The 25,334-nt window shown below is 54.1% G+C and carries 28 protein-coding genes; 12 read left to right on the plus strand and 16 right to left on the minus strand.

The features are described from left to right. Window positions 1–163: 163 nt before the first annotated feature. Together lipA and EVJ28_RS08380 are read left to right on the plus strand one after the other, a co-directional pair. Entirely contained in the window at window positions 164–1,081 is a 918-nt protein-coding gene (gene lipA / locus EVJ28_RS08375) for a lipoyl synthase (protein ID WP_131464673.1), read from the plus strand. Window positions 1,082–1,098: 17 nt separating this feature from the next. Next, the gene (locus EVJ28_RS08380) at window positions 1,099–1,929 is read left to right on the plus strand and encodes a lipoate--protein ligase family protein (RefSeq protein ID WP_131458781.1); all 831 of its coding nucleotides are present in this window, start codon (window positions 1,099–1,101) and stop codon (window positions 1,927–1,929) included. Between the two features lie 49 nt (window positions 1,930–1,978). Here the strand turns inward: EVJ28_RS08380 and desA are convergent, their stop codons facing one another. After that, complete coding sequence (desA, locus tag EVJ28_RS08385; RefSeq protein WP_070328262.1) at window positions 1,979–2,995, minus strand: Delta(5) desaturase DesA; 1,017 nt, start codon at window positions 2,993–2,995, stop codon at window positions 1,979–1,981. A 253-nt stretch (window positions 2,996–3,248) separates the two neighbouring features. After that, window positions 3,249–3,404 (minus strand): transposase, encoded by a 156-nt coding sequence (locus tag EVJ28_RS08390; protein ID WP_131488667.1) that lies wholly within the window; start codon window positions 3,402–3,404, stop codon window positions 3,249–3,251. 165 nt (window positions 3,405–3,569) lie between these two features. Here EVJ28_RS08390 and EVJ28_RS08395 point away from each other — a divergent pair, with 165 nt between their 5' ends. Beyond that, window positions 3,570–3,800, plus strand: coding sequence for a VanZ family protein (locus EVJ28_RS08395; protein WP_236637372.1), 231 nt, complete (start codon window positions 3,570–3,572; stop codon window positions 3,798–3,800). 50 nt (window positions 3,801–3,850) lie between these two features. Here the strand turns inward: EVJ28_RS08395 and amyS are convergent, their stop codons facing one another. The 5 genes from amyS to EVJ28_RS08420 form a co-directional block, all read right to left on the minus strand. After that, window positions 3,851–5,395, minus strand: coding sequence for an alpha-amylase (gene amyS, locus EVJ28_RS08400; protein WP_131488669.1), 1,545 nt, complete (start codon window positions 5,393–5,395; stop codon window positions 3,851–3,853). Between the two features lie 171 nt (window positions 5,396–5,566). Continuing rightward, window positions 5,567–6,094, minus strand: coding sequence for a DUF2812 domain-containing protein (locus EVJ28_RS08405; RefSeq protein WP_131458777.1), 528 nt, complete (start codon window positions 6,092–6,094; stop codon window positions 5,567–5,569). Then, window positions 6,091–6,423: a PadR family transcriptional regulator gene (locus EVJ28_RS08410; protein WP_131488671.1), complete on the minus strand. Its 333-nt coding sequence runs from the start codon at window positions 6,421–6,423 to the stop codon at window positions 6,091–6,093. The genes EVJ28_RS08405 and EVJ28_RS08410 overlap by 4 nt, the downstream gene beginning before the upstream one ends. 116 nt (window positions 6,424–6,539) lie before the next feature. After that, window positions 6,540–7,667 (minus strand): YfbR-like 5'-deoxynucleotidase, encoded by a 1,128-nt coding sequence (locus EVJ28_RS08415; protein ID WP_131458775.1) that lies wholly within the window; start codon window positions 7,665–7,667, stop codon window positions 6,540–6,542. Then, the gene (locus tag EVJ28_RS08420; RefSeq protein ID WP_236634098.1) at window positions 7,667–8,707 is read right to left on the minus strand and encodes an ion channel; all 1,041 of its coding nucleotides are present in this window, start codon (window positions 8,705–8,707) and stop codon (window positions 7,667–7,669) included. Before EVJ28_RS08420 ends, EVJ28_RS08415 begins: the two co-directional genes overlap by 1 nt. 95 nt (window positions 8,708–8,802) lie before the next feature. Between EVJ28_RS08420 and EVJ28_RS08425 the strand changes: the two genes are divergently transcribed. Genes EVJ28_RS08425 through EVJ28_RS08440 form a run of 4 tightly spaced genes read left to right on the plus strand, consistent with a single transcriptional unit; the run spans window position 8,803 to window position 11,260 of the window. After that, window positions 8,803–9,261 (plus strand): hypothetical protein, encoded by a 459-nt coding sequence (locus EVJ28_RS08425; protein WP_016508356.1) that lies wholly within the window; start codon window positions 8,803–8,805, stop codon window positions 9,259–9,261. Next, window positions 9,258–9,623: a hypothetical protein gene (locus EVJ28_RS08430; RefSeq protein ID WP_070328267.1), complete on the plus strand. Its 366-nt coding sequence runs from the start codon at window positions 9,258–9,260 to the stop codon at window positions 9,621–9,623. The genes EVJ28_RS08425 and EVJ28_RS08430 overlap by 4 nt, the downstream gene beginning before the upstream one ends. After that, a complete protein-coding gene (locus tag EVJ28_RS08435; protein ID WP_131488673.1) occupies window positions 9,620–10,843 on the plus strand; it encodes a glutathionylspermidine synthase family protein in 1,224 nt (407 codons plus the stop codon). The genes EVJ28_RS08430 and EVJ28_RS08435 overlap by 4 nt, the downstream gene beginning before the upstream one ends. 3 nt (window positions 10,844–10,846) lie before the next feature. Beyond that, the gene (locus EVJ28_RS08440; RefSeq protein WP_131488675.1) at window positions 10,847–11,260 is read left to right on the plus strand and encodes a DUF350 domain-containing protein; all 414 of its coding nucleotides are present in this window, start codon (window positions 10,847–10,849) and stop codon (window positions 11,258–11,260) included. Window positions 11,261–11,319: 59 nt separating this feature from the next. Here EVJ28_RS08440 and EVJ28_RS08445 read toward each other — a convergent pair whose 3' ends face one another. Then, on the minus strand, window positions 11,320–12,420 hold the full coding sequence (locus tag EVJ28_RS08445; RefSeq protein WP_131458773.1) for a globin domain-containing protein: 1,101 nt from the start codon (window positions 12,418–12,420) through the stop codon (window positions 11,320–11,322). A 190-nt stretch (window positions 12,421–12,610) separates the two neighbouring features. Here EVJ28_RS08445 and EVJ28_RS08450 point away from each other — a divergent pair, with 190 nt between their 5' ends. From EVJ28_RS08450 to gshAB, 4 genes are all read left to right on the plus strand, one after another. After that, window positions 12,611–13,054 carry an RrF2 family transcriptional regulator gene (locus EVJ28_RS08450; protein ID WP_131488677.1) on the plus strand — a complete coding sequence of 148 codons (444 nt, stop codon included), beginning with the start codon at window positions 12,611–12,613 and terminating at the stop codon, window positions 13,052–13,054. A gap of 22 nt (window positions 13,055–13,076) precedes the next feature. Further along, complete coding sequence (locus EVJ28_RS14115; protein WP_161566972.1) at window positions 13,077–13,250, plus strand: hypothetical protein; 174 nt, start codon at window positions 13,077–13,079, stop codon at window positions 13,248–13,250. Between the two features lie 153 nt (window positions 13,251–13,403). Further along, window positions 13,404–14,732, plus strand: coding sequence for an MATE family efflux transporter (locus EVJ28_RS08455; protein ID WP_131458771.1), 1,329 nt, complete (start codon window positions 13,404–13,406; stop codon window positions 14,730–14,732). Further along, complete coding sequence (gshAB, locus tag EVJ28_RS08460; RefSeq protein WP_131488679.1) at window positions 14,716–17,001, plus strand: bifunctional glutamate--cysteine ligase GshA/glutathione synthetase GshB; 2,286 nt, start codon at window positions 14,716–14,718, stop codon at window positions 16,999–17,001. The genes EVJ28_RS08455 and gshAB overlap by 17 nt, the downstream gene beginning before the upstream one ends. Window positions 17,002–17,207: 206 nt before the next feature. On the opposite strand, the gene EVJ28_RS08465 is transcribed toward gshAB, so the two are convergent. The 5 genes from EVJ28_RS08465 to EVJ28_RS08485 form a co-directional block, all read right to left on the minus strand. Continuing rightward, window positions 17,208–17,579 (minus strand): YidH family protein, encoded by a 372-nt coding sequence (locus tag EVJ28_RS08465; RefSeq protein ID WP_021066029.1) that lies wholly within the window; start codon window positions 17,577–17,579, stop codon window positions 17,208–17,210. Between the two features lie 14 nt (window positions 17,580–17,593). Continuing rightward, complete coding sequence (locus EVJ28_RS08470; protein ID WP_236634099.1) at window positions 17,594–18,235, minus strand: response regulator; 642 nt, start codon at window positions 18,233–18,235, stop codon at window positions 17,594–17,596. Further along, on the minus strand, window positions 18,222–19,247 hold the full coding sequence (locus EVJ28_RS08475) for a sensor histidine kinase (protein WP_131458769.1): 1,026 nt from the start codon (window positions 19,245–19,247) through the stop codon (window positions 18,222–18,224). The genes EVJ28_RS08470 and EVJ28_RS08475 overlap by 14 nt, the downstream gene beginning before the upstream one ends. Window positions 19,248–19,367: 120 nt before the next feature. Then, on the minus strand, window positions 19,368–19,925 hold the full coding sequence (locus EVJ28_RS08480; RefSeq protein ID WP_131458768.1) for a hypothetical protein: 558 nt from the start codon (window positions 19,923–19,925) through the stop codon (window positions 19,368–19,370). A gap of 17 nt (window positions 19,926–19,942) precedes the next feature. Further along, complete coding sequence (locus EVJ28_RS08485; protein WP_131469974.1) at window positions 19,943–21,136, minus strand: FAD/NAD(P)-binding oxidoreductase; 1,194 nt, start codon at window positions 21,134–21,136, stop codon at window positions 19,943–19,945. A 344-nt stretch (window positions 21,137–21,480) separates the two neighbouring features. Here EVJ28_RS08485 and EVJ28_RS08490 point away from each other — a divergent pair, with 344 nt between their 5' ends. Then, a complete protein-coding gene (locus tag EVJ28_RS08490) occupies window positions 21,481–22,662 on the plus strand; it encodes a TsoY family (seleno)protein (RefSeq protein WP_131458766.1) in 1,182 nt (393 codons plus the stop codon). A 54-nt stretch (window positions 22,663–22,716) separates the two neighbouring features. Here the strand turns inward: EVJ28_RS08490 and EVJ28_RS08495 are convergent, their stop codons facing one another. Genes EVJ28_RS08495 through EVJ28_RS08505 form a run of 3 tightly spaced genes read right to left on the minus strand, consistent with a single transcriptional unit; the run spans window position 22,717 to window position 25,305 of the window. Beyond that, complete coding sequence (locus EVJ28_RS08495) at window positions 22,717–23,781, minus strand: threonine aldolase family protein (protein WP_131488681.1); 1,065 nt, start codon at window positions 23,779–23,781, stop codon at window positions 22,717–22,719. A gap of 49 nt (window positions 23,782–23,830) precedes the next feature. Then, window positions 23,831–24,811, minus strand: a complete 981-nt coding sequence (locus tag EVJ28_RS08500) for a zinc-binding dehydrogenase (RefSeq protein WP_070328287.1) — start codon at window positions 24,809–24,811, stop codon at window positions 23,831–23,833. A gap of 2 nt (window positions 24,812–24,813) precedes the next feature. Next, the gene (locus EVJ28_RS08505) at window positions 24,814–25,305 is read right to left on the minus strand and encodes a lactoylglutathione lyase family protein (RefSeq protein ID WP_070328288.1); all 492 of its coding nucleotides are present in this window, start codon (window positions 25,303–25,305) and stop codon (window positions 24,814–24,816) included. Window positions 25,306–25,334 lie beyond the last annotated feature (29 nt).

Raw genomic sequence — 25,334 nt, forward strand, 5'->3', positions numbered from 1 at the left:
TAGCAATTCAAAAAATGGGAAACAATGACTTTGATGAAAGCGTAACCATTTTGAAACATTTGACCTGTCTTGGAACACGTTCCACCTGTATTGGCAAAGCCAATAATTTGAGTGGTTCGATTTTCATTTGTTTTTTGGTAAACTCATTTCGTTAGGGGTTGACATGATAAAGGGGGAATCCGAAGTGGCAAGAGGAGAACTGAAACGAAAGCCAGAATGGCTGAAAATCAAATTGAATACGAACGAGACGTATACCGGCCTTAAAAAGATGATGCGGGAGAAGAATTTGAACACGGTGTGCGAGGAGGCGAAATGCCCGAACATCCATGAGTGTTGGGCCGTCCGCCGCACGGCGACGTTCATGATTCTCGGGAGCATCTGTACACGGGCGTGCCGTTTCTGCGCGGTCACGACCGGGAAACCGAACGAACTCGACTGGGAAGAACCGAAACGCGTCGCCGAGTCGGTTCGGCTCATGAACTTGAAACACGTCGTCATCACCGCCGTCGCCCGCGACGACTTGAACGATTACGGGGCGACCGTGTTCGCCGAGACGGTCCGCGCCATACGCGCGATGAACCCGGAAACGTCGATCGAAGTATTGCCGTCCGACATGATGGGCAACTTTTCGGCACTCCAGACGTTGATTGACGCGGGGCCGGACATCATGAACCATAACTTGGAGACGGTGCGCCGCTTGACGCCGCGAGTCCGGGCCAAAGCGACGTACGACCGCACCCTTGAATTCCTAAAACGTTCCAAAGAATTGAATCCGGACATCCCGACGAAGTCGTCGATCATGCTCGGTCTTGGCGAGACAAGAGAAGAATTGATTCAAGCGATGGACGACCTCCGGGCCCATGACGTCGATATTTTGACGCTCGGTCAATATTTACAGCCGACAAAGAAACACCTCGACGTCGAGCGCTACTACCACCCGGACGAGTTTGCCGAGTTGAAAGAAATCGCCTTGTCAAAAGGCTTCTCACATTGCGAGGCCGGTCCGCTCGTCCGCTCGTCATATCACGCCGACGAACAAGTCCATAAGGCACGTCGCCATACGATGTTGCCAATCGATTGAGAGAAAGAAGAGACACGATGACTGATACAACATGGCACATTTTAACGACACAATCACTCGCCCCGGCTGAAAACATGGCAATCGATGAAGCGGTCGCCGGCTGGGTCGCCCGCGGTGAGCTGAAGCCGACGCTCCGCTTCTATTCATGGGCCCCGCACGCGATTAGCGTCGGGCGTTTCCAACGGGCGACCCGTGACCTTGACCGTGAGGCACTCGCAGCGAACGGCATCCCCGTCGTCCGCCGCTTGACCGGGGGCCGGGCCGTCTTACACGCCGACGAATTGACGTACAGCGTCATCTTGCCCGAAACGACGCCGACACTCCCGACGAACGTCATCGAGAGCTATCGCCTGTTGACCGAAGGCGTCCGGCGCGGCTACCGAGCGCTCGGTGTCCCGGCCGAATTCTCGGTACCGTTGACCGAAGAAGACCGCGAAGTATTGCGGAAACCGAAGTCGGCCGTCTGTTTCGACGCCGCTTCTTACTACGAACTCGCCGTCGACGGCCGTAAAGTGGCGGGTAGCGCTCAAGTCCGGCACCAAGGGGCGGTCTTGCAGCACGGGTCGATCCCACTGTCAATCGACGACGATGTCCTGTTCGACTGCTTCAATATGGAAGCAGACGAGAAAGTATACGCGAAAGCACGGTTCAGCAGCAAAGCGGTCGCTTTGAACGAGACGCTCGGCCGCTTCGTGACGTTCGACGAAGTCGCCGTGGCGTTCGAGGACGGGTTCCGCGACGCGTTTCAACTGACGTTCGAGCCGCTCGTGTTCACGGCGACGCAACGAGATGAGATTGCGCGTTTAGTTGAAAAGTATGAGAGTGACGACTGGGTCTGGAAACGCTAAAATATGTGAACTAAAAATGTCCCGCTGAAGCGCTTCAGCGGGACATTTTTTATAAAGTCGTCTTCGGGTCGCGCAACAGATGCTTAATGTCGCGGAACGTGACGAACGTCATATTGTTCGCATCGTACAATTTGTAACGAAGCGATTTTAAACTAGAGAACAATCCGATCGTCGTCGCTTTTTGTAGCGGCGGCGTCGCCGTATGCGCTTTTTCGAGGTTATAGTTCGGAACGCGCGGGCTCAAGTGGTGGACGTGGTGGAAGCCGATGTTGCCTGTCACCCACTGCAACACTTTCGGCAATTCGTAATACGAACTGCCTTCGATCGCCGCTTTGACGTAATCCCATTCGCTCTCATCTTCAAAATACGAGTCTTCGAACGTATGTTGGACGTAAAACAGCCAAATCCCGAGGACGCCGGCCGTGAACATCGTCGTCCCTTGAATGATCAAGAACGCCTGCCAGCCGACCAAATAAATCATCAGACTGTACAGCACGACGAGAGAGAGATTGATGACATGCGTGTTCATCCGCTCTTTTTTGCGAGCGTCCTTGCGGTTAAACCGGCTCGTGACGAGAATCAAGAACAACGGTCCGATACCGAACATGACGAGCGGGTTGCGATAGAGGCGGTACTGAAGACGCGTCCATTTCGAGGCCTCGACATATTCCTCGATCGTCATGACCCAAATGTCACCGACACCGCGCTTATCGAGGTTACCGCTCGACGCGTGGTGGATCGAATGCTCCCGCTTCCACTTCTCGTACGGGAACAGCGTCAACACACCCATGATCGTTCCGACGACGGCGTTCGCTTTCTTGTTTTTGAAGAACGAACCGTGCGTACAATCATGGAAGATGATAAACATGCGGACGACGAACCCGGCTGCGATGATCGCGAGCGGGATCGTGAGCCACACCGACACTTCGAGCGCTTGGTACGCGAGGAACCAGGCGACAAGGAACGGCAAGATCGTGTTGATCATCTGCCGGACACTGACTTTGACGTCTGCCTTTTCAAAGGGCGAGACGTGTTTACGTAGCTGGGCAATCTTTTCTTTACTCATATGTGAGCCTCCTTGAATTCGACAGCGTTCACGACGCTTCTAAATTGATGATATGAAATGAAACCGACAACCGACGTGCGTGAAGGTGAATTCATAGTATCCATATGATTATTTTCCCCACCTAAACTAATACCAGGTAATTATACCATGTATTACACCAGAAAAGTATACGCTTGTGAACTACTCACCACTTATTTGAAGCGCAACCTGAAGTCGGCGCTGCTTGGGAACACCGCGCTCTTGTTAGCAACGGTTATGGACCAAGCTCGCCCCATCCGGCGTCCTGAATCAACTTCAGCGTCTCCACGATAATGACTTGGTTCTCGTCAACGATGCGTCTCGTCAGCTTGTGGAAGACGTCGTGGTGTTCGTTGTTCCCCTCCATGGCGGTCAGTATCGTGATCATCATCCTTTATCATCCGATACCCGCACAAGGGGCCGACGAACCTGAAGAAATGGCGAACTTTCGTTTGTTACCCTTGCCCCGTTCGAAACAATCTGCTTGTACATTTAAGCAATCAACAGCGGAAGCTTGAATGCGGACATCCCAATCAAAAATTTAGGCGGTAACGTATTGCTATTTTTGCCGATGGGAATCTATGTGCCGCTGTTTATAAAATCGGTGAATCGAATCGGCAAGTTCGTCGGATTCATGACGGTGCTATTATTCAGCCTCGAACTCATCCAGCTCGTCACGCGACGCGGCAGTTTTGATATCGATGATTTCATGTTGAATCTCGTCGGTGCCTTGATCGGATACGGGATGTGGAATACGAAGCTCGTGCAACGTCTACTGCAAACATGAAAACAGAGGGGCATCATCCATTGCGGATGGCGTCCCTCTGTTCGAAATCGTTATTGTTGGGTGTAAATCGACACTGAACCTCCGTTGACGAAGAACTGGCCCCAGCCGTCGCTATTGATCGTGACGAGACGGGTGTTGTTGTTCGTCATATCTTTCCACACTTCACCGGCGTTCTGCTTGCCGACGTACATCCATTTCGAGCCGCCCGGACCGTCAGACAAAATCGTCGCGAGACCCGACTTGGCACGGTCACTCACGCCTTCGCGTGTCCAACCGACGACGTCTTGATGATCGAGATAGTCGTGCTGTGTCCCGTAGGCGAAGTCTTTACGCGCCTTAAGAATCGGTCGGAGCGACGCCGACATGTTCGGGATCTCCCGGTTCGTCGTCCCTTGCGTGCCGTAGTAGTCTCCGTAGAAGAGTGTCGGATAACCTTGGCTGCGCGTCATGATCGTCGCGTAGGCGAGCGGTTTGAACCAGTTGGCGACCGTCGATTCGAGCGACTGCCCAGGTTGTGAATCGTGGTTGTCAACGATCGTCACGGCGAGCGTCGGATGCTGCTCGGTGACGGTGCCTTTCAAGATGTTGCGCATATCGTAAAATCCGCCGCCGTTTCCGGCCGCCTGGAAGTTATAGTGGAGCGGCACATCGAAGACTGAATGCGTGTACCCGGTCTTCGCGAGATAGTCGTTGATGGCGCCGAGGTCGTTCTTCCAATACTCGGCGACCGTGAACATCTGTTTGCCGGTCGTCTGCCGGACGCTCGTCACCCACTCACGCAAATACGCGTGACTAATATGCTTGACCGCGTCCAAGCGGAACCCGTCGAGTCCGAGCGAGTCGGCGTACCACTTGCCCCAGTTCTTCATCTCTTGGCGGACTTCCGGATGCTCGAAGTCGACGTCGGCATACATGAGATAGTCGTAGTTGCCGTTTTCGTTCGAGACGTCCGTGTCCCACGCCTTGCCCGTACTCTTGAACTTGTAGATCCGGCTCAAGCTGCGTGACTGATCCCAGTCGGTCCCGTCAAAGTGATACCAACGCCATTTGAACGGCGAGTATGTATTGTTGCGGCCCGTGAAGTTGAAGCCGGTCCAGGCCGAGATGCCGTATTCCCCTGACGTCTCTTGGTTACGGTTCGACGGATTCACTTCGATTGCTTGGACGGACTCGGTGTAGTCGGCGCCGCCCTTATGGTTCATGACGACATCGCCGTAGACACCGATACCTTTACCACGCAAGTTCGAGATCGCCGATTGGAGCTGCGCTTTCGTACCGTACTTCGTCCGGACGGTCCCTTTTTGGTTGAACTCACCGAGGTCATACAAGTCGTACGCCCCGTAGCCGACATCGTTTTGCGACGTCCCTTTATACGCTGGCGGGATCCACACCGTCGTCACACCAATATCTTTCAGGTTCTGCGAGTCGTTCGATAACCGATTCCAATGCAAGCCGTCGTTCGGGACGTACCATTCAAAATACTGCATCATCGTTCCGTTTTGTGGTGTTGCTGCTTGCGCGACCGGTTGCCCGGCAAGCAGCGCAACGGCTGTGACGCCAGCGATGACCGCAAACCCTTGTCGTCTCTTCATCATGCGTTTTCCTCCTATCGAATTATATGCAAACGCTTTCATTAATCATCATGAACGATTCCACTTTAGTTGAACAGAGGATTTCCGAAAAACAGTTCTCTGCACCTAACTATTTTTTTATCGAATAGTTCAGTTGACCAAAACAAAAACGGATGGCTTGTGCCATCCGCCTAGTCATCCTTTGCGATCGAGCCGTTTTCGCTTCACGAGATAGCCTAAATACGGGAGACCTGTGAAGACGAGTCCGATCGTGACGAGCAACTGGATCATCACCAGTCCCGTCTCGACGAGTCCCGACCAATCCAGTTCAAGCAATATAAACAGCCCGACCCATAAGATGAGCAGTGCCAGCGCGACTTTCCCCATCTGCCCTTCGACTTGTGCATATTTCTCGTGTGTCGTCTCACGATCCGAGTAAATCGGTCGCGCGTCCGGACTACCTTTGAACACGTGAATCTCGTCCCCGCTCGACGTGACGTGTTCCCAGCCGCTCGCGCGGAACAGCTCGAAATAATCCTCGTCCGGTCGTTTACGATAATCAAGACTATACTGGACGTCCGCCGGTTCCCCTTCGACGAGCGTATAGCCAAGCGGTGCGAACTTCTCTAAATGCCAGCCCTTCGCGGCCATTCGTCCCAACTTCTCCATCTCACGCTCTTCAGCGAACGCGAGGCCCCAACTCGCCATATATTTTCGGTTCATCTGTGGCCCTCCCCTTCCAAAATGAAACGTGCGTCGTCGACCATCGCTTGGCGTCGTTTCACGTCTTCGTGTAACAACTCGCGCCCGATGTCCGTGATGATGTAACTCTTCTTCTTGCCGTCCCCGTCGAGCGGTTCGATCAGCGACGCGTTCACGAGTTTTTTGATGATCGTGTACATCGACGCCGGACCGATCTGCACCCGCCCGTTCGTCAACTCTTCGACGAACTGCATGATCAAATACCCGTGTCTTGGCTCGGTCAGCGCGAGCAAGATGTAAAATGTGCTGTCGGTCAACTCCCCGAGCCCGATCGTATCGTTCCGTGGCATCGTCTCGCCTCCTATATCATTCATCGATATACTTCTTACTCCCAATATATATCGTTGAATGATATATGTCAATGAATGATATAAAAAAAGCCGCAGACAGGTCGTCTGCGACTCGTTTAGCTCGTGACATAATCGAGATCGTGCAAAATGTAGGCGAGGAAGAAAATCATACTCGGATTCTCATAGCGCGACTGGACTTTCCGGAGCTGTTCCCGGTACGTGACTTCGTACTCGGCCCCGTTCATCTTCCGCTCCATGTTCATCTTGATCAACGCATCGAGCTTGTCCATCATATCGACGAGCAGCCCTTCGTACGTCGCATCTTTCGAATCGGCCATATAGCGCCGGAACGCTGGTTGCATGTATTCCGGGAGGAGTGACAATAACGCCTCGCTCTCGGCCCGTTCATACGCCTCGAACGCAGCACCGGTCTCGGCCGTCGAGTGCTTCACCGGACCGAGCACGTCCCCGGTCACGCCTTCGACGAGGTCGTGACAGAGCAAGCGCGCCGTCAGTTCGGCGACGTCGACCTCGACCCCGTACTTCTCACGCTCGAGCAAGCCGCTGAACAGACCGAGCGCCGCCGCCCGGAAACCGTGGATGGCGTCGTTGTCGTCAATCGTGTTAAAACGGCCTTTCCAGCGCCGCACGCTATCCATCCGCATGACGTTCTCGATGAACGTCGCGACGTCCGTCTCCGTTTCGACTTGCTCATAGAGCCAGCGGACTGACTCGAGCGGATGGTCGCGGAGCACCGCCTTCATCTCTTTGAGCTTCTCGACGAAGTGTGGCGATCCGTGTGCGACTTCACGCCGCACGAACAGCATCGCATCGAACGAATCGATCCCGTCGACAATCCGACCTTCGAACGAATCATCCTCCGCCTCGACGAGAAAACGATAAAAGTGCGGCCGGAGCGACTGTGACAACAAGTCGACTAACCCAAGGCTCGCCGTCCGTTCCATCCGTTCGATATGTTCTTTGAGCGTCGGCTCTTTTTTCGTCCGGTGCATGATCGGGCCGGTCTGCACCTCGTTCATATCGTGGAACAGCGCCTTGCCGAGCACATCGAGCAAGTTGACGTCCTGTCCATTGTTCTCTTCATAATAGGCCGCGATCAAACTGAAGACGGCGACACGGAAGCTATGGCTCGCCGCGTTATCGTGATAGTGCGGCGCGTATTCGTCCCATCGTTGCACGTTTTGCATACGTGTCATCTTGCGGATAAACGTTCCGTTATGCATCAAATTCCTCCTTGCTTTAGACGTTCCCACGCATCGTCATGACAGACGATGTAGAGCGTGTCGTTCGGCTCAAGCGTTGTGTCGAGCGCCGTCGCGAAATCGAGACGGTCGTTGACGGCAATCAACGTGACGCCCTGGCGCAACAAGTTTTCGACAGCGTCCCGGACCGTCGCCCACTCGGGTCTCGGCGCGAGCGCTTGAATGTTGCCACCGGACTGCTTGCTGAGCAGTTGCCGGAAAATCGATGTCGTGCCCGGCTGTAACGTCGCTTTCGCCATGAGGAGCGACACCGAATCGTTCGCCAATATAAAGTCGTCGATGCGCACGTGTTTGAACTTTGAAATGTTCCGCTCTTCGCATACTTCGACGACCGTATGTAGGTCAACATTTCGTTCCGACGACAGCGCCTCGACGGCTGACGCGATCAATAGCGACTTCCCGTCGGCGAGCAACGTCTCGCTGATCCGCGCATCCGCGAAGATGGCGACCCGGCGTGCTTTCAAAATGTTCGCCTGCAGGAGCACCGCCTCATCGGACGGGTCACCGTGGACGAAATGGACGTTGTCATGATCGTACGGTTCTTCTTTCAATTGGTCGATCAAGACGATCTCCGCCTTCGGCTCATAGCTGAGCACCTCGTCGATCGCTTTCTTCGTCTTCGGCGACCAACCGATATAGACGTAATGCCCTTCTCCTCGATACACTAGCTTTCCCTCCCGTTTTAAACGTTGAAACGTCGCACCGACCTCAACGAGTTTTCCGATCAAAGCCCCGATAATCCCGATCCCGAACAGGAACAGGAAAATGCCGAGCCAACGCCCGGCAACCGTTGACGGGAAGAAATCACCATAACCGACCGTCGTCAGCGTCGTCATCGTCCACCAGAACGAATCGAACATCGACGGGAACGTCTCCGGCTCGAGCCAGTAGCCGAGGACGGTACCGGTCAAAATAATGACGAGCGATGCCAACACGACGTTCAGAAACGATAATTTCGATAACCCGCGCCACACTCGAAAAAAGATATGCACTGAAATCACTCCCTTTCTCCTATATACTAGAGACAACTCAATTGATTTACGAAACTAGTTTGCGTTCGGTTCCGTATAGAAAGAAAAAAAGAAAGGACTGACCTATGGACTCCATCGTTTTAGAATACCGACTCTATAAAAATGAGATCTCGTTCGAGCCACTTTACCATTATACATCGCTCGGGCTTGATGAAGTACTTGCTAGACGCGAATGCGAATTTTTCGTCAAAGACGGCATGACGTACAAACAACGCTCGTCCGCACTCGAAGGCGACCAATATTTCTTGATTTACGTCGACCGGTACACGGAAGGACCTGTTGATAAGAAAGCAACTGACGACATCAAAGTCGAGATTCGTACGCTCGACGACCGGTTCGACAACCCGCTGCTCGAAGCGTACTTCGTCGACCGTCACCTTGACGCGCTCGCCATGCTCGGTAGCGAGTATTTATATGTCGCCGGAAACGAATATGCGCGCGACTCGGCCGAGACGGACGAGGACCGTGGCGTCTACGTCATCTATGTCACCCCGACTGGCTATACACTGGAGGAAACAACATGAAAACAAGCAAGAAGATTTTAAGCGGTCTCTCGGCCGCCGTCTTGACAGCGTCACTCGCGGCGTGTGGTACGGACGAAACGCAACAAGCGACGTTACCGGAAGAGCCGACCGGCTATGAGTGTGACGACTGGGAATGGGACGATGAAACGGAATCATATTACTGCGACGACAGACGGTCCCCGCACTTCGGGAGCTTCTTCTTACTCGGCAGTCTGTTCAATTCAAAGAGTTCGCTAAAAAACTCGTCCGCTTATAAAAACTACCGCTCGAACGGTGGCGCGAGCAGCATCACACCGAACCGGTCGAACTCAGGGTCAAACTCAGGACTCGGCAGCGGCTCAAAAGGCGGATTCGGGGGATGAATCGGCACGACTTGTTCGGCCAAATCCCTTACTTTTGGCCCGACTTGAACGACGAAGAATATGCACTCTACGATTGCCTCGTCTACACGCAAGACGAGGTCGATCGCATCCGGGAAGCGACGCGCGCCGTCGATGCCATCTTCCGGAAAACGAATCGATTGTTGCGGACGCTCCCAGACGAGACGCTCCGTCTGCTCGGTTATCCGGGGACGAGCTTGCCGTTCTTGCGTGACAAAGCGCTCCCGCAAGAGACGATCATCGGCCGTTATGACTGGATCGTCAAAGACGGTGTGATCAAACTGATGGAGTTCAACGCCGACACGCCGACGTTCATCAAAGAGCTGTTCGACGTGAACCGGTATGTGACGACCGAGTTCGGGCTCAACGACCCGAACGCGAACGCGACAGCCGAGCTGAAGACCGAACTCCGTAAAGCCGTCATCGCGGCGTGGCAACGATTAAATCGCGACGGGACACCAAAAATCGTCTTCACGTCACACGACGACAACATCGAGGACAAATGGACGACCCGCTTCCTCCAAGAGACGCTCGACTTGCCGTCAGAATTCGTCCCGCTCGACCGGTTGCTCGTCGACGTGGACGGCGTCTATACCCCGTCGGGCGAACGGGTCGACGTCTTGTACCGCCAGACGTATCCGATCGAGCACTTGGTCGACGACCGGGCGCCGAACGGCGACTTGATCGGCATCCGGCTGCTCGAGTTGAATCAAGCGAAGCACGTGTCGCTCCTCAACCCGCTGTCCGCGTTTCTCATGCAGTCCAAAGGCGTCCAAGCGCTCATTTGGGAACTGTATGAGACGGATACATATTTTGACGAAGCGGAGCGCGACATCATCCAGACTCACTTGTTACCGACTTATCTCGAGGCGGACCCATTTTTAGGCCAGAGCGCTTACGTGCAAAAACCGGCCTTCGGACGTGAAGGCGACTCGGTCATTTTGTATGCCGAAGACGGCGTCCCGTTCCATAAAGAAGTGCTGCAGACATATGCCGCAGAAACCGCGGTGTATCAACAATTCAACGAGCTACCGACACGAACGACGAACACGGTCAACGGTCCGCTTGCGACGCACTACATGATCGGTTGCTTTTGTCTGAACGGCCACCCGTCGGCGCTCGGCGCCCGGGCCGGAAGCATGATCACGAACAACCAGTCCTACTACCTAGCCATCGGCACACCAACTCACGAAGGAGATTAACACATGACATTTATCACGCTCGATTCAATCTTGAGCTTCCTGGCTCACCTCGGTACCGGGTTCGGACTTATTTTAGCAGGACTCGTCGTGTTCGCCCTGACGACAAAATATTCAGAACGCAAACTCATCAAAGCTGGCAACGTCGCCGTCGCCCTCAAACTTTGGGGCAAAGCGCTCGGCCTCGCCATCGTCATCTACACAGTGTGGGCGAACAGCGTCAACCTGCTCGACGCCTTCATCTGGGGGCTCGTCGGGATCCTCGCCCAAGTGCTCGCCTTTTGGACGTTCGAGTACGTGCTCACGCCTGGCGTAAACTTGGAGAAAGAAGTCGAAAACGGCAACCTCGCCGTCGGTGTCAGCCTGTTCTCGGCCTCGATCGTCGTCGGCATCATCGTCGCCGCGAGTTTGACGTACTAAAAAAACCGCCGACATCTTATCGGCGGTTGTAAGACGGTTGCTGCGGCAATCGTCTTTTCTTATGCTTTGGCGAGCACGGCCGATGGACCGAAGAACTCGTAACGCGCTTGTGGAATCGTTTGGACGACCGTCTCCATCATCGCGGTCGGGCCGCACGTATAGACGTCATGACCGTCGACATCGAGTGCTGTAAGCTGTGTCGCGCTCATGCAGCCAGACACCTCATCGATGTGTGTGATGAGCTGAAGTCCCTCATTCACGAGTTCGTCGAGCTCTTCACCGAGCGGACGGAGGTTCGTGCTGCGGACGGCGTGTAATAGTGTGACCGAGCGACCTTGACGGAGCGCCGTCTTCGCCATATTGAACAGCGGTGTGATACCGATCCCGCCAGCGACGAGCGTGAGCGGACGGTCCGTGTCTTCCATCGTGAACTCGCCTGCTGGCGCACTCATCGGAATCTCTGTACCGACTATTTGCTCGTGAAGCCAGTTCGAGACGAGCCCTTCCGCTTTCGGCGCAATCCAGTAGCCGTCTTCTGTCGTCTCGACGACGCTGTATTGACGGTGATGTAAAATATCTTCACCCTCGATGCGGGCTTGGACTGAGATGTACTGGCCCGGGATGGCCACACCAACGACACCGTCGTTCGCGACAAGACGGAACCGTTTCACTTCCGGCGTGTCTTCGATGACTTCAGCGACCGTGAACGGCTTGAAGCCGACCCATGGTGCATCGGCGTACATTTGTTTCTCGAGCGAGATGAAGACGTCGGCGATGACACCGTACGCTTTTGCCCAAGCTTCGATGATCTCAGGCGTCGCCGCTTCACCGAGAACGTCTTGAATTGCGCCGAGCAAGTTAGCGCCGACGATCGGATAGTGTTCCGGGCGGATGTTCAAGCTTTTATGTTTATGAAGCGCCGGTTGGATCGCCGGTAAGATCGCTTCGAGACGGTCGATATGGACGGCGGCCGCGTAGACGGCGTTGGCGAGCGCTTCAGGCTGGCGGCCGCGTTGTTGGTTCGTATGGTTAAAGAACTGACGAACTTCTGGATTGTTTGCGAACATGCGCTTATAGAAATGACTTGTGATGGCGACACCGTGGTCTTTCAAGACCGGTGCCGTCGCTTTGACAATTTCAATCGTTTGTTGATCTAACATAAATAGTTCCCCCTTTTTGAAAGTACACATTTATTATGTGAGTTTCATCACGCCAAAAGCAATATATAAAATACTTGTTTAAAACGAAGTTCAACTTTTCGCCTCGATTTCGCCACGTTTTTTTCACATCTCCGGACATCGCGCTTTCGAGGAATGTCCTGTACAATGGACGGATAAGAGGTGAACGATCATGCGGCTCACGCAAACGTGCGACTACGCACTACGAACATTAATGTACAGCGCCACCTTCTCCCATCGTCTCGTGACGATCCAAGAAGTGGCTGACCAATATCAAATCTCAAAGAACCACGTCATGAAAGTCGTCTATGAGCTCGGCAAACACGGCTATCTTGAATCGGTCCGTGGCCGCGGCGGCGGTTTCCGGCTCGCCCGCCCAATGGAAGACATCAACGTCGGTGACGTCGTCCGGACGATGGAGCCGCTCGAGCTCGTCGAATGCTTCGGCGAAGGTCGCTGTGTCATCGCACCGGCGTGTGACCTCCGGAGCGTCTTGAACGAGGCGATGCTCTCTTTCCTGCACGTGCTCGACCGCTACACGATCGCCGACCTTATGGCGAACCGGACGAATGAACTCGCACTGCTACTTGGCGTACAAAAGCCGACGGACATTTAGTCCGCCGGCTTTTGTTGTACAGGTGACTCTCAAACGTGACTGCGCTTTGTATAGTGGTTACCACCATCGCTTCAAGATTTTTTGGGCATATAGCTCATGTGACGTCATCTTGATAATCTATCCGCTGTTCGAAGACGCGTTCCCTACCTACCCGATTTACGCGCTCGCCTCGACGCTCGTTTACATGGCGACTTGAATCCGTGTCTACACGACGTAAGGAATTCACCTCGAATCCCTTTTTTTGTGTCGATTTTTCGTCGAGTCGGGCGTCTTGATTGCCAATTTTGTCTCGTCGTGCTTATATATAACTAAATGGTTATATACTAATTTGTTGAAGGAGTCTTGTCTTGTGAAAACCGTCGATTTGACGACCGGACGTGTGCAGAGCGTCATCTTGGCGCTCGCTCTTCCGCTCGTCGGCAGTTCGCTCTTACAGTTCACGTATAGTCTCGTCGATATGTTTTGGGTCGGTGCGCTCGGTAGCGACGCCGTCGCCAGTATCGGTGCGGCCAGTTTTTATATTATGCTTGGCCAGGCGATTCAGTCGTTACTTGTCGTCGGCGCCGGCATCAAAGTGTCGCAAGCCGTCGGCAGGCGGGACCAACAGTTGATCCAACGCTACGTCAAGGCCGGAAAACGAGGTAACCTCGTCCTCGGCCTGTTCTTCTTGACGCTCCTCGTCGCCTTTGGTCAGACGCTGATCGGCTTTTTGAATATGAACGCCCCTGACGTCGAGCGGCTCGCTTACAGCTACTTGCTCGTCAGCGCACCGATGCTATTGTTCTCGTTCTTCAACTTGCTGTACGCCCGCATATTCAGCGGTTTCGGCAATACGACGACGGCGATGCGGATCAACGCGACCGGGGTCACGCTCAACATGATCTTGTCGCCGCTCTTCATCTATCCGCTCGGTCTCGGCGTGCTCGGGGCCGGTCTGGCGACACTCGTCGCCAACGCCGTCATGTTCGGCTTCTTCTGGCATCGGGCTCGCGCGCTCTTTGACTGGGACGAGACGGTCGAACCCGTTCGCGCCGACTATACAGAGATCGTTCGCCTCGGCTTCCCGATGGCGACCCAACGCGTCCTCTTTACCGTCATCAGCATTCTTCTCGCCCGCATGATCGGATCCTACGGGACGGAAGCGATCGCCGCCCAGCGCATCGGCCTACAGATCGAGTCGATTGCCTACATGATGATCGGCGGACTGAACGGGGCGATTGCGAGCTATACCGGCCAAAATATCGGCGCCCGACAGATTGAACGCGTGCACGAAGGGTATCGCGTGACGACGCACCTCGGTATGCTCTATACCGGGCTGATCACGCTCGTATTCCTCTTCTTCCCGGACGTGCTCATCCGCGCCTTCGTCGATGATCCGACTACGATCGAAATCGGGGCCAGCTATTTACGTATCATCAGCGTCTCCCTCATCTTCGCCTCGCTCGAGATGATCGGGAACGGTTATTTCTCAGGACTCGGGCTACCGAAGATCCCGGCGATGATTTCTATCGTCTTCACCGTCGCCAGGATCCCGCTTGCCATCCTCCTCGAGCCGTATCTCGGCATCGACGCCATCTGGTGGAGCATCGCCATCTCGAGCATCGTTAAAGGGCTCGTCTCGGCACTATTTGTTCGACTAAAGAAAAAGGAAGTGACTTCACTTGCAGAAGCGATTTAAGCAATTATCCAAGCAACTTCTCACGAGCGGACGGTTCGCCATCGAACGCGAAATGCTACGTGTGACAACAGACGGGACGCTCGCCGTGACGAAACATCCGTCACGTCTCGGTGACAAAGCGACGCACCCGTATATTACGACCGATTTTTCCGAGAGCCAGATCGAACTGATCACGCCGACGTTCCCGACCGTCGAAGCGGCACATAACTTTTTAGAGACGCTGTATGACATCACGGCGCTAAATATCGGCGACGAGCGGCTTTGGCCACAGTCGATGCCGTGCCCGTTGCCGGACGGCGGCGTCATCCCGCTCGCCGACTTCGGCAGTTCCGGTATTGAGGCCGGCCGTTACCGTGAACATCTGCTTCACAAGTACGGGGCGAAAAAACAGCTCATCTCCGGCATCCATTTCAACTTCTCGTTCTCGGACGAGTTGATCGCCGCGTTATATGAAGGGTCTCCCGAGCAATATGACCGCTTCAAAAACGAGCTCTATTTGAAGCTCGTCCGCAACTATTTGCGCCTGCGCTGGCTCGCCGTCTACTTGCTCGGCGGAACGCCCGCCGTCCATACGAGCTACGAGGAACGTTGCGTCAGCCAAATGCAGGCGTTGAACGAGGACGTCTACTCGAATACGACGGCACTGTCGTACCGGAATAGTGACTGCGGTTATACGAACGTCGAACCGCTCTATCCGAACTATGCGACGCTCCCAGACTATGCGAGTAGCGTCCGCCGTATGATCGCCAAGGGCGACATCGCCAACCCGAACGAGCTGTACTCGCCGATTCGACTGAAGACGTCACGCGGCGGAAATGACCTCGACCGGCTCGAGAAGAACGGCATCGATTATATCGAGATTCGCAACATCGACCTCAATCCGTTCGAGAAGACCGGTATCGCACTCGATGATTTGCGATTCCTGCACGTCTTCTTGCTCTATTTAGCGTTGAAAGACGAGACTGACTTTGCGGACTGGCAAGCCGAGGCGTTCCGTAACCAACAGCTCGTCGCCAAAGAGGGCCTATCGCCGTCACTCGTCCTCGAACGTGATGGCGAGCCGGTCGCTCTGCAAACGTTCGCCCGTGATCTCGTCGCTGACATCGAGTCGTTCAACGCGCAACACGACCTCGGTTTTGCTGACGTCTTCGCGTCCGTCCGGGAACGGATTAACAACGTCGAAGCGACCTACTCGGCCCGGCTGACAAAAGTCATGACCGACGAAGGCTATACGACCTGGTCACTCCGCCAAGCCGAGACGTATTATGAAGATGCGTTCGCCAACCGGTTCCGGATGCACGGCTATACGGACATGGAACTGTCGACGCAAATTTTGATGAAGTCGGCCTTAAAACGAGGTTACGCGGTCGATGTCGTCGACCGGGACGACCAATTCATCCGTCTTCGTCACGGCAATCGGGTCGAGTACGTCAGACAAGCGACGAAAACGTCGAAAGATAACTACGTGTCGGTGCTGATGATGGAAAACAAGACGGTGACAAAACATGTGCTCGCCGAACACGGCATCCACGTCCCTGGGGGTGTCGAGTTGCGCAGTGAAGACGACTTGCGTAACGTCTGGTCCGCGTTTTCCGCTCAGCCGATCGTCCTGAAGCCGAAATCGACGAACTTCGGGATCGGCATCCACATCTTCAAAGACGGGACGACGCTCGACGAGGCGCTCGAGGCGTTCCGTCATGCCAACACGTTCGACGACGTCGTCTTGCTCGAGACGTTTTTACCGGGGAAAGAATATCGTTTCCTCGTCATCGGTGATAAGGTCGCCGGCATCTTGCACCGCGTCCCGGCGAATGTGACCGGGGACGGTGTCTCGACGATCCGTGAGCTCGTTGCGAAGAAAAATGAGGATCCGCTCCGCGGCAAAGGCTATAAGACACCGCTCGAGAAGATCGAGATCGACGACATCGTCGTATCGTTCCTGCGTCCGCAAGGCAAAACTCCTGACAGCGTCCTCGCTGACGGCGAACGTGTCTTCTTGCGCGAGAACTCGAACATTAGCACAGGTGGCGACAGCATCGACTATACAGACCAAATCTCTGACTTTTATAAACAGGTCGCGGTCGATTCGGCGAAAGCGATCGGTGCCACGATTTGCGGCGTCGATATGATGATCCCGTCACTTGACGCAGAAAATGACTACGGCATCATCGAATTGAACTTCAACCCGGCCATCCATATCCATTCCTTCCCGTACGAAGGGAAAGAACGTCCCATCGGCGAGACGGTGCTCGATTTGTTGTTTGACTGACCAGGTTGGAAGGATGCTCAATTCGGGAATAAGGACTACATCGTTTCAAGTCGGTGTACCGTACTTTCTCTAGAGAGGGGTCTGTCAAATGGGAACGGTCAAATCGCACATCGAAGGCTTCACGTCACAACTCGATCGTCTCAACGCCCTCGTCTCGAGATAACCAAAACCGCCCGCACCTCGGTTGAGATGCGGACGGTTTTTTGTTAAAACAGAAAATAACTGACGATCAAGATGAGTGTGAAGATGAACACCATCCCGATGGCGAGCGCGACGAGGCTCATCTTCGCCGACTTGAACTGCTGCGAGTTGATCGTGTGTACTTTCTTCAAGTACGACCGTGTCCCGACGAGGATCGTCGCGATACCGAAGATGATCGACAAGATGCCGATCGCCGTGATCAGTTGATGCTCGGCCCCGCTCAAGTTCTCACTTCGATAGTAATGAAAGTTCGTCACGAGGAAGCCGATCCCGATGACGGTGATGGCCGTACGGATCCAGGCGAGGAACGTCCGCTCGTTGGCGAGGTGTTGTTGAATATACTGTGAATCGACCGTCTTCTCTAAATCTAGTTTCATAACTTTCCCTCTTTCTAGCCGTCGTAGTCGATCAATCGATTTTTCAACGCGTACTGGACGAGCTCGTGTCGATGCTTGATTTGAAGTTTCTGCATGACGCGTCCTTTATGGTTCTCGACCGTCTTCGGACTGATGCCGAGTTTCTCTCCAATCTCGATATTTCCGTAACCGAGCGTTGTCAAACGTACAATTTCCGACTCACGCCGCGTCAGCACCGACTCTGTCTTTTGCGATGCTGCTTTCTCGATAAACGCTTCCGACAGAGACGTTGCATAGTAACGCTTCCCTTCCATCACTTGCTTGATGCCGTCGACGAGCTGGGCCGGATCACTATTTTTGGATAAATAGCCGGGCACACCGAGCTCGAGCGCGCGTTTGATGTAAAGCTCCTCATCGTGCATCGTGAGCAGGATGACTTTGGCGGCCGGTACTTCTTGCGCTAACGCTTTTGCCGTCATAAATCCGTCGAGTCCGTTCGGCATCGTGATGTCGAGCAAGACGACGTCCGGTATCGTCCGCATCGCTTCCTGGATGGCCGTCGTCCCTTCGGCCGCTTCCCCGACAACGTTGATGTCTTTATAGGGACGAAACATCAACTTCAATCCACGCCGGACGAGTTCGTGGTCATCGACAATCAGCACATCAATCGGTGTCATAGCGACCTCGCTCAATCGGAACGGACACTGAAATTTCAGTGCCTTGTCCGATGACTGATTCGAGTGTAAACGTACCGTGAATCGTTTTCGCCCGTTCTTCCATATGACGAAGCCCTAATCCTTTCGCCACTCTTTGTTGATCGAACCCGTTCCCGTCATCTTTAAACAGCACATCGATTTGTCCATCATGCTCGACGATGCGGCAGTCGATCGTACTCGCCTGTGCATACTTCATGCTATTGACGAGCGCCTCTTGGACGATGCGATACACGTTGATTTCGATGACGCGCTCATAGCGGTCAGCTAAACGAATGTCGGTCCGAAACGTGACGAGCGGATATCGGGTGGCAAAACTGTCAACTAACACGTTCAACGCCGAACCGAGCCCGAATTGATCCAGCTCGATCGGGCGCAGTTGTTTCGAATAGCCGCGCACGTTGTCGATCAGTCGGCCCACTTCGGCGAGTACGGATTCGATGTAGTCTTTCTTGTCTGGGTCGGATACATCGGACTGGAGCGCACCGAGGGCGAGGGCGATGCTGAACAACGATTGACCGACCCCGTCGTGGAGTTCTTGGGCGAGCCTTTCGTGCTCTTCCTCCCGGGCTCGAATCAATTCCCGCACCATCTGTTCGCGGAGCGCATGCGCTTCCCGGCGCTTGCGTTCCGTAAAATCGCGAAGCACGAGCAAATAGTACGTCGCACCCGATAGCGGATCGTTCAAGATTCGCGCCGTATTCATCTCCACGTCGACCATCTTTCCCGAATATGTCGGCATCTCTGACGTGAAGTACGGGGAGCGCTCATGTTGGATCAAGTAGCATCGATCTTCGTCCGGACCGATTTCACGTCGTTGACAAAATGAACAGTACGGGACAGGTTCTCCTAGCCGCCACCCGGTCAATTGTTCGGCCGCCTCGTTCATCGTGATGATGTTTCGATCATGGTCCATCACGATGACCGCGTCTTTTAAGACGTTTAAAATCTGGCGTTCAAAATCTTGAAGTGCCAATCCGCCCCCTCCTTTCTGTCTGGTTTCTCATTTCCTCCATCATACCCCCGCGGGTAATTGTTGCCAACTATTTGAGCATACAAAAACCGGACGTGATGCATTCACGTCCGGACCGGTTCATTATTTTTTTGTTTGTTCGGACAATACTTCGACCGTCGCCTGCATATACTTGAGGCCGTGCTGGACCGATGGCTCTTTCAGCCAACGAACGAGCGAGAACAACGTGATGTTGCGGTCGTCGCGTTCGGCCCGTGCCCGGATTTCGGTGAGCATCGTGCGCGTGGCGTCGGCTTTCTCTTTTACCGGTGCGACATATTCATCGACCCGTTGACCGATCAGTTCTCGTGTCTGCTCGTCCCCGTAGACGTCTTGTGCGAAAGCGAGCACTTGTTCAAGCTGGTTCGTCACCTGGAGCAACATCGGCAACTTCTCGGCGAGCTTGACCGCCGCCTCGAGCGTCTCGACCTGTAAATTCGATGAGTCGAGGAGCGTATCGACTTTTTGTCTCACTTGCTGGTCGTTCATCGTCGCCATCCCGAAATCGACGGCATCTTCGAGGCGGCGAAGCGACTTCTCAATCTCGGGCAATCGTTCGACGAGGGAGACGAGCGCTTGCTCGACGTCCGGCCGCGTCAACACAGATTCTAATGTCTGTTCTTTCGTTGTTGTACGTTCCATCGTCTTCTCCCCCTTTCTCACATCGTCCCTTTCAACATCCCGTTCCAATACATGACTGGAAGAAAGTCTTTTTTCAAGATGTACATGCTGTGGCGTTCTTTCGCCTGATTGAACGGCATCGACTCTTGTGGTACTTTCTCGTAATCGAACTCGGCCAAGATGAGCTTATTGTAGCCTGTGACGATCGGGCAAGACGAGTAGCCGTCATACGACGCGACCGGAACTTGGCCATACATGAGGTCACCCACATTTTTAGCGACGACGGGTGCTTGTTTCCGAATCGCGGCCCCGGTCTTCGATGTCGGTACATTCGTGCAGTCACCGAGTCCGAAGACGTTTTTATACTGTTTATGTTGAAGCGTGTACATATCGACATCGACCCATCCGCCCGCATCGGCAAGCTTGCTTTCTCGAATGAATGTCGGTGCTTGCATCGGTGGCGTGACGTGAATCATGTCATAGCCTACCTCGAACGTTTCACCGCTATCTAACTGTTCAAAGACAGCGACTTTGTCGTCTGCTTTAATCTCAATTAAATTGACACGGAAATGTGTGTCAATCCGTTTTCGTTCGAGTACTTTTTCGAGCGCCGTCCGATATTTGGCAACGTCAAAGATAGCCGGATTGGCCGATCCGAAGACGATTTTACTATTATCGCGGACACCTGTTTTCACAAAGTAGTCTTCCGCCATATACATAATTTTTTGCGGGGCCCCGCCACACTTCACAGGTGATGCTGGGTGCGTGAACAACGCGGTACCGCCCTCAAAACCCCTAAGGGTATCCCACGTGTAGTCGACGTGTTGATACGAGTAGTTGCTACATACTTGTTTCGTCCCAAGCGCTGCTTCCAACCCTTTGATCCGACCCCAATCGATCTCAATCCCCGACGCGACGACCAAGTAGTCGTAATAAATCGTCCCGTTGACAGCCGTCTCGACTTGATTGGCTTCCGGATCGAAGCTGACTACCTTGTCCTGAAGCCATTTCGCACCTTTTGGGATGAGTGTCGCCATGTCTCGCTCCGACTCTTCTTTTTTCGCGGCACCGGCTCCGACAAGCGTCCAAAGTGGTTGATAGTAGTGTTTCTCTTCAGGGTCGATCAGCAAAACCTCATCGGCTAAATGATGTTTTTCACGAAGCAGGCGAGCAGCGACGCTAATCCCTCCGGTGCCGGCTCCGACGATGACAACTCGATAATGAGTACGCATAAAGCAATTCCCCTTTCGTTTCCGTAGATGACCGACAAAATTATGTCAATTAAGTGAACTTACCCACGCCTTCAGCATAGTTGAAAGCGCATACAACTTATATAGGGGAAGTCCCTCAATTTCTCCCGGACTATAGGACGCAACTATGATCGTCGTCATCTAGTCATGAAGTCCCCCAGTTGTTTTCCCAGGCCAACCTGTGAGTTAAATCACTTCGCCCGACATGATTTCCTCATCAAAACGGCATAGGGGATTCCCCTCATTTGACGAGGAAAGTATTGACTCCATTATACCATAGGGGGTATAAATTGGTTATCTGATTTTTTTAGGAGGACTTTTTCACAATGACACAACGACCTTATCATCCGCTCTACTTCTTATCAGCACTCGGTAACGGCGGGCTCGCCGTCTCGTTCTTTATGTATTTCATGTTTTTGATTCCGCATCCGGATTCACCACTCCCCCATTTCGATCATTTGCGGGCCACGTTTGAGAAAGGAGGAACTGCGCAAATTCTCGTTGTCGCTGTCTCCTTCATCATCTTGGCGCTCGCGGTGAACCATTTCCGCCTGCTCATTTGGAACGTCCGCTCGTTCCACACGTACAAGCGAACGTCGGCTTATCAGGCTCTCAAAGGCACTCCGGGTGAAGTGGCGGTCATGGCCGAACCGCTTACATACGCGATGAGCGTCAATGTCGTGTTCATTCTCGGCGCCTTGTTCGTCCCTGGACTATGGGCCAACGTCCAATCACTCTTCCCGTTCGCCTTGCTCGCATTCTTGGCAATCGGCGTCTACGCGCTCGTGCTTTATGTTCAGTACATCTCCAACGTTATGGCGAACGGTAAATTTCCGGTCGACAACTTGAATCAATTCGGACAATTTTTAGGAGCGTTCGCGTTTGTCATGGTCGCTGTCGGTTTAGCGAGCCCTGCCGCGATGTCGACGACACCATGGGTCTATGTCACATCGACGGTCGCCTCCCTCTTGTTCTTAGCGCTCGTCAGCGGTATCCTCCTCTTCTTCGGCGGTATGAGTTTACGTGCCGTATTGGCGAAAGGTCTGGCCAAACCTGGCGCACCGACCGTCTGGTTACTGATTCCGATCTTCACGCTCACTGGAATCACGTTCGTTCGAATCTATTCGATGGTGTCGCACCGGCTACTCGAGACACATGTCAACACGGCGCTACTGTTCGTCGTACTCGGCTTCCTGTTCATGGCGAGCACTGCCGTCGGCTTGATCGGATTCCGTGTATTGCGTCGTCTAGACTATTTCAACGAACAGCCTGATGGCGCGGCGAGCTTCGGCCTCATCTGCCCAGGTGTCGCCTACGTCGTCCTCGGCATGTTCTTCGTCCACTGGGGACTCGTTCAAAACGACTTCATCACAGCGCACAGTCTGATGCACTACGTCATCTTGTCACCGCTCGTATTCGTCCAAGCGAAGACGATCCAATGGCTCATCACACTGTCGGTCAAACACCTTTCACTACGAAAAAACGCATCCAAACTTGAGGCTGCATAAGCATCGTTCCTCAACAAAAGCCCTGTCGAAACGATTGTTTCTTCAGGGCTTTTGTTATTGTTGATGGGAGAGTACCTCGAACAACTTGTCGAGCCGAGACGTATCGATATCTAAAAATGCATCCCCGACACTGATCTCGGTCGAACAATAGCCGTCATGTGGCACGACGTACCCAGTGATGCCGATGCCTGTCTCCGTTTGAACACGTTTAATCCAATTCGAGACGGTTTCTGCGTCCCCGTTCATGTGAAGATGGAACATGTTCGTCACCGGCACATCCGGCGTCGTCCAGACACCGTCGAGCGCATTGAACCTGGTTGCGAGCGCTTTGGCATGTTCGTAGTACGTTCCCATTCGGTCTTTCCTGAGCTCATAGTAGTAGTCGGCCGGGATGATGTACGGGTATAAGCCGATCAAGTCGCCGCCATAGCGCCGTTTCCAGATTCTTGCCTCGTCACAGAACGCTTTCGGTCCGGCCAAAATCGCCCCGGCGACACCGCCGATCCCTTTGTAGAACGAGACGTAGACGCTATCGAACAAGGCGCACACTTCTTCGGCCGTCTTCTCATAATATGGCAACGTCTCGAACAGGCGCGCCCCATCGAGATGCAGATGAACCCCCCGCTCCCGGCAGTGCCGGCTGATCGCTTCAAGCTCATCAAACGGCGGCAAATAGCCGCCGAGCTCACGTTGCGGCAACTCGACCAACAGGCAAGCGACGTCCGGTAACGCCTCCACTTCTTCAAGCGTCATCAAGCGGTCCGTGCCCCCGATCAAAAGCGGCTCGAGGTGATGCAGCTGTCTCAGTCCGTCTTGTTCATGAATCTCCAAGTGACAGAGCGGGTGATAGGCGACGCTTCGATTCCCTGTCTCGTCCGACCAGATGCGTAAGGCGATCTGTTGTGCCATCGTACCGCTCGGAAAGAAAACGGCGGCTTCCGTCCCGAGCCGCGTGGCGAGCTTTTGTTCGAATTGTTCGATGACCTCCCCCGTCCCATAATGGTCGCTCGTTTGCTCCGGGTCGGCTTGCTCAAACGCGCGCTGTAAGACGCCGACGTTCCGTTTCCCGTGCCCGCTCAGTTGATGCGTCGTCTGTTGATACGACGTCCGTAAATCCATGTCATCCCCTCCAAAAGAAGCCCCTTGCCACGAGACAAGAGGCCAAGATTTAGTCGCGTACGCGGACAATCAACTTGCCGCGTACTTTCCGCGTCTGGAGCTGTTCGAGTCCGTCTTTCAAGCGGTCGAACGGCAACACGTCGGTGACGAGGTCGTTCAGTTCACCCGTTTCGAGCAGTTTCATCAATTCTTCGGCCATATACGCCAAGTTGCGAATCGCGCGCTCGTCTTCGCTCGCATGGGCCGCACCGAGGGCGACTTCATGGATTGATGGTGACAGCGTGAACCCTTTCATGTTCGACATGTCAGGTGGACCGGCGATATGAGCGAGTTGTCCGCTGAAGGCGAGGCGGTCGAGATCGGCTGTCGCCACGTCGCGGCCGACCGTGTTCAAAATTAGATCGACACCACGGCCGTCCGTCAGTTCCATGATTCGTTCCGTCACGTCCTCGACGTTGTAGTCGATTGCGACGTCGGCACCGAGTGATGTGACCCAATCAAAGTTTTCCGGCGATGCCGTCGTGAATACTTTGAGACCGAGCTTTTTCGCGAGCTGAATCGCGTAGCCGCCGACCCCGCCCGCTCCGGCGTGGACGAGAATCGTCTCTTTGTCGCGCGTGTTCAGCTTCTGCATGACCGCTTCATACGCCGTCATGCCAGCACAGAGGATGGCTGCTGCCGCTTCGTCGCTCACGTCTTGCGGTACGACGGCACAAGCACGGGCGTCGACGACAGCGTACTCGGCGAAGCCTCCGTTGTTCGCGAGACTCGTATGGACGGCGACGCGTGAGCCGGTGATGATGTTGGCGATGCTCGAGCCGACTTCGACGACTTCGCCGACGAGGTCGACGCCGAGGATGTGCGGGTATGCCCAGTTCGGGTTGCCGTTCGTGCCGACTTTATAGTCGACCGGGTTCAAGGCGACCGCTTCGACTTTGATGAGCAGTTCGCCCGCTCCCGGGGTCGGTCGTTCGATGTCCCCGAGGTTCATATTATCTAGGCCAGGTTGTTCAAGTAGCCATGCTTTCATGATTAGTACGCTCCTTCCGAATATGTCAGTTCATACGAATGCGAGTAGATCTCGACGAGGTTGCCGAACGGATCTTCACAGTACACCATCCGGTACGGCTTATCGCCCGGGTAATACTCGCGGATCGGCATCCGTTGTTTGCCACCGTGGGCGACAATCTTCTCGACGAGCCCTTCGATGTCTGGGTCTTGGACGCAATAGTGGAAGATGCCTGTTTTCCAAAACTCGAAATTATTCTCCGGTTTCTCGTTGTTCGGGAACTCGAACAGCTCGATGCCGATCTTGTCACCGGTCGACATGTGGGCGATGCGGAACTTGCCCCAGCCCGGGCCGAACACGTCGGTGCACATGACGCCGATCGGTGAGTCATCCTCAACGACGTCCGACGGTTGCATGATCGTATACCAGCCCATCACGTCTTCATAAAACTTCACTGCTTCCGTCACACTGGGGACTGATAGCCCGATATGTGAGAATGTACGTGGATAAGTCAAATTGATCCGCTCCTTTTTGGTTGCTCATT

This window comes from Exiguobacterium sp. SH3S3, assembly GCF_004337115.1.
In the GTDB taxonomy this organism is placed as follows: Bacteria; Bacillota; Bacilli; order Exiguobacteriales; family Exiguobacteriaceae; genus Exiguobacterium; species Exiguobacterium aurantiacum_A.